This window comes from Nostoc sp. CCY0012 (assembly GCF_963920855.1).
In the GTDB taxonomy this organism is placed as follows: Bacteria; Cyanobacteriota; Cyanobacteriia; order Cyanobacteriales; family Nostocaceae; genus Cyanocohniella.
Genome location: NZ_CAWUDM010000038.1, coordinates 47234 through 55201, shown reverse-complemented (window position 1 = coordinate 55201; position 7968 = coordinate 47234). Strand labels below are relative to the sequence as shown.

At 41.8% G+C, this 7968-nt stretch carries 7 protein-coding genes; 6 read left to right on the top strand and 1 reads right to left on the bottom strand.

Translation table 11 applies throughout. The features are described from left to right. Window positions 1–67: 67 nt before the first annotated feature. Window positions 68–1030, bottom strand: a complete 963-nt coding sequence (locus ACM0OS_RS13130) for a hydrogenase (RefSeq protein WP_414543628.1) — start codon at window positions 1028–1030, stop codon at window positions 68–70. A gap of 652 nt (window positions 1031–1682) precedes the next feature. On the opposite strand from ACM0OS_RS13130, the gene ACM0OS_RS13125 reads away from it, so the two are divergent. The 6 genes from ACM0OS_RS13125 (at window position 1683) to hypF (ending at window position 7945) form a co-directional block, all read left to right on the top strand. After that, window positions 1683–2666, top strand: coding sequence for a hypothetical protein (locus ACM0OS_RS13125; protein WP_414543627.1), 984 nt, complete (start codon window positions 1683–1685; stop codon window positions 2664–2666). A 16-nt stretch (window positions 2667–2682) separates the two neighbouring features. Next, window positions 2683–2949: a hypothetical protein gene (locus ACM0OS_RS13120; protein WP_414543626.1), complete on the top strand. Its 267-nt coding sequence runs from the start codon at window positions 2683–2685 to the stop codon at window positions 2947–2949. Window positions 2950–2957: 8 nt separating this feature from the next. Further along, the gene (locus tag ACM0OS_RS13115; protein WP_414543625.1) at window positions 2958–3182 is read left to right on the top strand and encodes a hypothetical protein; all 225 of its coding nucleotides are present in this window, start codon (window positions 2958–2960) and stop codon (window positions 3180–3182) included. A 220-nt stretch (window positions 3183–3402) separates the two neighbouring features. Next, window positions 3403–4236, top strand: a complete 834-nt coding sequence (locus ACM0OS_RS13110) for a NifU family protein (RefSeq protein ID WP_414543624.1) — start codon at window positions 3403–3405, stop codon at window positions 4234–4236. Window positions 4237–4313: 77 nt separating this feature from the next. Then, window positions 4314–5495 carry a hypothetical protein gene (locus ACM0OS_RS13105; protein ID WP_414543632.1) on the top strand — a complete coding sequence of 394 codons (1182 nt, stop codon included), beginning with the start codon at window positions 4314–4316 and terminating at the stop codon, window positions 5493–5495. Between the two features lie 53 nt (window positions 5496–5548). Next, complete coding sequence (hypF, locus tag ACM0OS_RS13100; protein ID WP_414543623.1) at window positions 5549–7945, top strand: carbamoyltransferase HypF; 2397 nt, start codon at window positions 5549–5551, stop codon at window positions 7943–7945. The last annotated feature ends 23 nt before the right edge of the window (window positions 7946–7968 follow it).

Genomic DNA, 7968 nt, shown 5'->3' with positions numbered 1-7968 from the left:
TCCCCTTGTCTCCTTGTCCCCTTGTCCCCTTGTCCCCTTGTCCCCTTGTCCCCTTGTCCCCTTGTCCCTAAACTGTAAAAAAGTCTTCTTCTGCCCAAGGTGGGGCTGTATCTTTGGCGACCATTGTCAGGACGGCGTAATCTTTCTTTTTGACTCCTGGCGGTAATTCTTTGGGAACCCCCATAACTGTTTGGGTTTTAAAGACGGTTCCTGGCTGGAGGTCAAAGAAGGGAAATTCTGGTTCTGTACAACCTAAACAGGGCATCCCCGCACGGGTTTTGGAGGAAACACGGTTCCACAAAATCCGGTTGCAGGATGAGTGAGTCATGGGGCCACGACAACCCAAGTCGTAAAATAGACAGCCTTTACGTTGACCAAATTCACCTGTGGATGCTTTATAGGCAAAGTGAACGTTACGGGTACAACCTGTTTGGGTGTAGGTATTGAAGAAAGTTTGAGGACGATGTAGTTCGTCTAGGGCGATGTCGGCTATGCGTCCAGTGGCGATCGCTACTAATATCTGCGTAATCCAATCGGGATGGGCGGGACATCCAGGAATATTGATGACAGGTAATCCGGCTTTGGAAACAAAATCTTTGCCGAAAAAACCACCTGCTTGACGCTTGAGAAACTGTAAACCTTGTGATTCACTGGGGTTGGGTGACATGGCTGGGATTCCGCCCCAGGTCGCACAATCTCCCACAGCGACGATAAATTTAGCAACTTGGGAAAGGTCAGTTAACCAGTCTTTCATCGGGCGATCGGCAAAACGATTCCATTCACCGGTACCATTGGGGGCATTAACTACACTGCCTTCAAATACCAAAATATCGAGGGGAATTTTGCCCAAGATGCAATCCCATAGGAGTGTTTGTAAGTTGTTGCCTAGTTCCAATCCTAGAGATGGATGCCAAAGTACCTTAATGCCAAAGTCAGCAATTAAATCGCAGACCGTCGGTTCTTCGGCATTCAGAAAAGACATGGTGTTACCAGAACAAGCACCACCTTGCAGCCATAGTACATTAGTCATTAGCTACATATTTTTTGATTGTTTACCATGCATGATCTGGGTGATAAAGCTTGTAGAGTATCACCTGTTTATCAGTATTTATTTTTTAATATAAAATGGTTTTTGAGATAATTATCTTTCATTAAATAAAAATTAATTATTCGTGGGGTTTTAGAGGCTAGGGGCTAGGGGCTAGTCCGTAGAATAGTTTATAAATGCATAAAATGAAAAATAAGTATGTCAAATAAAAAACACTTTGCATGATTTTATGAGCAAAATAGTTAAATTATTAAAGAAAATAAATTCATCAAAACTTTAAGTATTTAAAGCTGACATTAATATTAGCAATTCCCCCCTAGAATTTTGTCAGTAGATTATCCTATAGTAAAAAAATTGATTCACTCAATGGTAGGGAATAACTATTGGGTATCAGGTACTAGGCATCAGGTATTGAGTATTAAGTATTAGATAAATTTTTCTAGTCTCCAGTCTCTAGCCTCTAGCCCCTAGCCCCTAGCCCCTAGCCCCCTACTTTCAGGCAACAAAGGGGAACGCCTGAACTACTCACAACCTGCGTAAATCGGTATAGCCCCTGATTAGACGCGATCGCGTGTCTCTATCTTTGGTGGGCGTTGACATTCTCAATTCCCAAATTGGTTAGAGTACGGCAGTTATGACCCCCAGCATTACAGATTCAGCAGTAAAGGCGGCGATCGCAGCTATTGCATCGGAGTCAGCGACGACAGCAGAAAAAATCCAAATGCTGATTGAGATAGCACAAGGTTTTCAAAAGCAGCCGAAAACTGCCCAAGATTTGCGGAATGCGGTTTCTTTGTATTACCGCGCCCATGAGATGTGTGGCGAGGAATATCCTTTGTTAAAAGCCCGCACCCAAGTAGGAATGTCAGGGACGTTACAAACAATTCCTGATGCGGGGACGGAACTGCTACTGCAAGCAAAAGCAGGTTATGAAGAAGCGTTGCCGATTTTACAGGAATTAGCCTCACCTGAAGAAGTAGCAGAAGCACAGATGAATTTTGGATTGGTATTGCAGTCCTTAGTACCGTTAAATTTGGCACGGATTACAGATAGCATCCAAGCATATCATGAAGCTTTGCGGGTCTTTACCTGGGAAAATTACCCACAAGAATACGCCATTTTATACAACAATATTGCGATCGCCTATCTTTCCATGCCGATGGCATCAGAACGAGAATACTTGCGTCAGGGATTAGCTGTGCAGTCATTTGAAGTTGCATTGAAGCATATTAACCTGATTGATCATCCCAGGGAATATGCGATGCTGCAAAACAACCTGGGTAACGCCTTGCAATATCTAGTGAGTTCCCATCCTCTAGATAATAACTTGCGAGCGATCGCAGCTTACAACGAAGCGTTAAAAGTGCGTAACCCCAGAGATACACCTTTAGAGTACGCTAACACAATTTCCAACAAAGCCAACGCCTTATTCAACTTACCCGACAACCCCGAAAAACCCGAAGCAGGTAATCCGCAAAATCTCTTACAAGCGCGTGCTTACTATCAAGAATCTTGGCAAATTTTCACCCAAAATCAACAAACAGAACAAGCCCAAGCAGTCGCCCAAGCAATACAAGATTTGGAAGTGGAAATGCGGTTAGGGGCTAGTAATTACTGAAGGAGAAACATAGATTATGACAGATATTTTGAGCAATCCTGCTGTGAGAGAGTTTCTCACAAGCTTAATAGCTGGCGACTTAAACATAGCTACAGAATTTGCGTGGATATTCATAGCAACAGCCTTATCTATGGTTGGGGGTGCTATTGGCGGAATGATATTAGGAGGTAAAGATATAGGGTATCAATTTTCCGCAACCCTGGGGGCATTATTTGGCCCAGCAGGTGTGATTCCCGCGATGATTTTAGGTTTTACTGTCTTGAATTTATTACCAAATTATTAGGAGTAACCATGATAGAAATAGGTTGGTTTTCTGCCAAATTATTTTTTAAAGGTAAGCTAATTCGTGACCCTTTAGAGTTTGTTGTAAAAATTGCGATCGCATCCAGTATTGGTTCTATCATTCTGCTATTGTTGTCGCAATTTAACTGTCCTTTATGGTCATCAATAGTTACAGCTAGTTTAGCGACAGGTTTAGTAATGCCATTCCTCTTAAAAGACTTCAAAATGAAGTAAGTATGATGTCGTAAATAATTAAAAGTTTGTAGTGAGTTAGCGCGGTCTTGGGGGTTTCCCCCATGAGTGACTAACGTTCGCGTCAGCGTGCCGGAGGCATCACCCGTAGGGTGAGGACTTTAGTCCTCAAATTCCTCAAATAAGGGCTAAAGCCCTTACTACGAACTAAATTACAATTATTTTACATTGCTTGACATAGTTGTTTTTTCTACTATAATTAATGACACAACTTGAAGAATTAGTGCAAGAAATCAATCGCTTTGAGGCAATTATCTCTCAATGGGATGAAAGCCAAAGGTGTGTGGCTGTGGGGTTAAAAAGGGCGATTGAAGCTTTGCATAAAGAAGCATTGACGCGTTTGATTAAAGACTTAAAACAAGAATCAATGTCAGCTTTGCGTCAGGCCGTTGATGATGAAGTTGTGTATGCAGTTCTGCTTTATCATGAATTAGTCAAGCCACCACAACCACCACTTATAGAACGTGTGCAAGCAGCCCTAGCAGAAGTTCGCCCAGGTTTAAAAAGCCATGATGGAGATGTGGAATTTGTAGCAATTAAACCACCAGATACAGTGGAAGTTAGGTTAATTGGTAATTGCAGTAATTGTCCTACTTCAACTTTGACTTTAACTCAAAGTGTGGAACAAGCAATTAAAAATTATTGCCCGGAAATTACTCAGGTGGTTGCAGTCAGTCAAACATCTATTGATACTCAATCTCCATTGACTTCTCAGCCTACTACTTGGGTGAAAGCGACAACAATTGATCAAATTCCTGAATTTGGGATATTAACGGGTGAAATTGGGAAAAATTCCCTGATTTTATACCGCCAAGGTGGAGAAGTTAAATGTTATGTAAATGCTTGTAGTCACCTAGCAACACCTTTAGATAGAGGCAAGTTAGATAATGGTATCATCACTTGTGCATCACATGGGTTTCAGTACAAATTAGCTACTGGTGAATGTTTAACTACTCCGGGAATTTCGCTTCAGTCATATCCAGTACAAATTAAAGGTGAAAAGGTGTTTGTAAAATTGCCAAAATATTCAATTTGATAGCAAAACTGCAACTGCTGATACACGCGTCATAACGCCGATGAATTTAAATGGTTATCAGTGTTCATCTGCGGTTAATGGATATTCCCAATAGTATTAATGCTGCGTCAAATTCCCATGTTTTAAATTTATCATCTCAGGGTACAGAGGTGGTTTTAGGTAATATTATTGCCCCAGAGATATTAGCGATACCCATAGCACCTAGTCCTATTAATATGTTTGGGCCTCGTGGTGCTTGTTTATTATCACCAACTGGGCCGTTATGGGTATCAGATACAGGACATCATCGCTTATTGGGATGGCGAAATTTACCTACCGCAGATAGTCAACCGGCTGATTGGGTGATTGGACAGCCAGATTTTTATCATGAGGGACAAAATGCTAAGGGTACGCCGGGAAAGGCGAGTTTTAGTGTGCCTACGGGGATATGTGCTTGTGGTGCAGGTTTAGCTGTGGCTGATGCTTGGAATCATCGGGTTTTGATTTGGCATAATGTCCCAGTAGATAGTCATGTACCGGCGGATTTGGTATTAGGACAAGTTAATTTTACTGATAATGAACCAAATCGGGGAAGTCAAGAAGCAGATGCTAATACTATGCATTGGCCTTATGGGGTTTTCTATCATCAAGGACAGTTATTTATAGCGGATACTGGTAATCGTCGGGTGTTAATTTGGCAGCAATTACCTACAGAAAATGGTCAATCTGCGGATTTAGTTTTGGGACAACCAAATATGACATCTCGCAATGAAAATGGTGGCGGTTCAGCGACTGCTGCGAGTATGCGATGGTGTCATGATATTGCTGTGTGGGGCGATGATTTGGTTGTGGCTGATGCTGGTAATAATCGGGTGATGATTTGGGAGGGAATACCAATTGAAAATAATACTCCTTGTGCGGTAGTTTTAGGGCAAAAAAGTTTTGATTGTGTGGAGATGAATCAAGGGGTTTATTTTCCTCATGCTAGTAGTTTGAGTATGCCTTATGGTGTGGGTGTGGCTGATGATTTGTTGGTGGTAGCTGATACTGCTAATTCTCGGTTGTTAGGATGGAGAAGGCGGGAGTTACTGTTATTAAATGGTGTTGCGGCGGATGTGGTGGTGGGGCAAAGGGATTTTACAAGTAAGGGTGAAAATCGTGATTTTGGTTTGCCGAAGCGGGATAGTTTGAATTGGTGTTATGGGGTGCAGGTTTGTGGTGGTACGGCGGTGATTGCTGATTCTGGGAATAATCGGGTTTTGTTGTGGGGAATGAGGTAAGAGTGTTTCACGCAAAGGCGCAAAGACGCGAAGAAAGGAAGGCAAGATAGTTTATGGTAACTGAGGAAGTTAGGGTTCGGGGGACTGTTCAAGGTGTGGGTTTTCGTCCGACTGTTTATCGGTTGGCGAGGGCTTGCGGGTTGTTGGGGGAGGTGGGGAATGATGGTGAGGGTGTGTTGATTCGGGTTTGTGGAAGTGAGGAGGCTATTTCGGAGTTTGTGCGGAGGTTATATGTGGAGTGTCCTCGGTTGGGGAAGATTGAGGAGATAGTTAGAAGTCGTTATGAGGGGGAGGTGAGGTTTGATGATTTTGTGATTGTTGGGAGTGTAAGTGGTTCGATAAATACGGAAATTGCGCCGGATGCGGCTACTTGTCCTCAGTGTCAGCAAGAAATTTTTGACCCTTTTAGTCGGTTTTATCGTTACCCTTTTACTAACTGTACTCATTGCGGCCCGCGTTTGAGTATTATTCGGGCGATTCCCTATGACAGATGCAATACCAGTATGTCTGCGTTTGTTATGTGTTCTGTATGTGAGGGGGAATATGATGATGTGGAAAATCGTCGGTTTCACGCCCAGCCTGTAGCTTGTCATACTTGCGGCCCTACGGCTTGGTTAGAACGTGCTGATGGTAAGCCTGTGACGGCTTCTATGTTTTCGATGATGGATGATGTGGATGCTGTTTGTACTTTGTTACAGAAGGGTGAAATTGTTGCGATTAAGGGTTTAGGTGGGATTCATTTGGCTTGTGATGCAACTCAAGAGGCGGCTGTACAGAAATTGCGTCAGCGTAAACAAAGATATCATAAGCCTTTTGCTTTAATGGCGCGAGATTTATCGATAATTACAGAATATTGTTTCGTTAATACTGAAGAAGAGGAATTATTAAATAGTCCAGCCGCCCCAATTGTTTTATTACAGAAAAAGGGATTGGGGACAAACACAAAACTCCCCACTCCCTACTCCCCACTCCCTACTCCCCACTATTCCATTGCGCCTTCAGTCACTTTGGGACAAAGTACCCTGGGTTTTATGTTGCCTTATACGCCTTTGCATCATCTGATTTTAAGGCGCATGAATCGACCGATTGTATTAACAAGTGGAAATGTCGCAGATGAACCACAATGTCTTGATAATCAAGATGCTAGGGAAAAATTAGGTGATATAGCTGACTATTTTCTTTTACATAATCGGGATATTGTCAATCGAGTTGATGATTCAGTTGTCAGAGTAATTAATCATCAAGTACAAGTTATTCGTCGTGCGAGAGGATACGCACCTGCACCAATTAAATTACCCACCGGATTTGATAAAACTCCGCCAGTATTAGCGATGGGAAGCGAGTTAAAAAATACCTTTTGTTTGTTGCGGGGAAATGAAGCAATTCTTTCTCAACATTTAGGTGACTTAGAAAACGCTGCGGCTTTTAATTCTTATCAAGATACCCTCAACTTATATTTAAATTTATTTCAGCATCAACCGCAAGCGATCGCAGTTGACAAACACCCGGAATATCTCTCAACTAAACTCGGTAAAGAATTAGCATTTACTAATAAAATCAAGCTGCATCATATCCAACATCATCATGCCCACATTGCTGCTTGCATGGCAGAAAATAACTTACCTTTAGATTCTTCCCCAGTTTTAGGCATTGCCTTAGACGGCTTAGGTTATGGCATAGATGGTACATTTTGGGGTGGCGAATTTCTCTTAGCAGATTATCGTCAATTTAAACGACTAGCAACATTTAAACCAGTGGCCATGATTGGTGGCGAAAAAGCAATTTATCAACCTTGGCGAAATACATATGCTCACTTAGTTAGTGCTAATTTTTGGGATGATTGCCAACAACAATATAGTGATTTAGAGATAATCAAATTTCTGCAACAACAACCCATTAAACTTTTAAATCAACTTGTAGAGAAAAAAATTAACTCACCCTTAGCCTCATCCATAGGCAGATTATTTGATGCCGTAGCCGCCGCCATCAGTATTTATCCAGAAGAATGTAGCTATGAAGGACAAGCTGCGATCGCAATGGAAGCCTTAGTAGATCCTAGCAACTTAAATAATCATGAAGAAACGCTAATTTATCCTTTTCAGCTTAATTTTTCCGATAGCATTTATTGTATAGACCCCAAACCCATGTGGCAAGCCTTACTTCATGACTTGCAACAGCAGATACCTTCATCAGTCATAGCCACGAAATTTCATCAAAGTCTAGCTCATATCATTGTTAATTTAGTCAAACATTTGTGTCAAGAAAATCTAATTAAACAAGTAATTTTAACAGGAGGAGTATTTCAAAATTGTATTTTATTAACCCAAGTTACCAAACAACTACAAAACTTAGGAATCAACGTTTTAACTCATAGCATAGTCCCGCCTAACGACGGTAATATATCACTGGGACAAGCCATAATTACCGCCGCCCAACTTATAGATTCTTAATACCCCCTCTGCCTTTTCAGGAA

What these genes read in the sequence shown, in the direction of transcription:
- ACM0OS_RS13130 (WP_414543628.1), bottom strand. Translation starts at nt 1,030, where the DNA reads ATGACTAATGTACTATGGCTGCAAGGTGGTGCTTGTTCTGGTAACACC.
- ACM0OS_RS13125 (WP_414543627.1), top strand. Translation starts at nt 1,683, where the DNA reads ATGACCCCCAGCATTACAGATTCAGCAGTAAAGGCGGCGATCGCAGCT.
- ACM0OS_RS13120 (WP_414543626.1), top strand. Translation starts at nt 2,683, where the DNA reads ATGACAGATATTTTGAGCAATCCTGCTGTGAGAGAGTTTCTCACAAGC.
- ACM0OS_RS13115 (WP_414543625.1), top strand. Translation starts at nt 2,958, where the DNA reads ATGATAGAAATAGGTTGGTTTTCTGCCAAATTATTTTTTAAAGGTAAG.
- ACM0OS_RS13110 (WP_414543624.1), top strand. Translation starts at nt 3,403, where the DNA reads ATGACACAACTTGAAGAATTAGTGCAAGAAATCAATCGCTTTGAGGCA.
- ACM0OS_RS13105 (WP_414543632.1), top strand. Translation starts at nt 4,314, where the DNA reads ATGGATATTCCCAATAGTATTAATGCTGCGTCAAATTCCCATGTTTTA.
- hypF (WP_414543623.1), top strand. Translation starts at nt 5,549, where the DNA reads ATGGTAACTGAGGAAGTTAGGGTTCGGGGGACTGTTCAAGGTGTGGGT.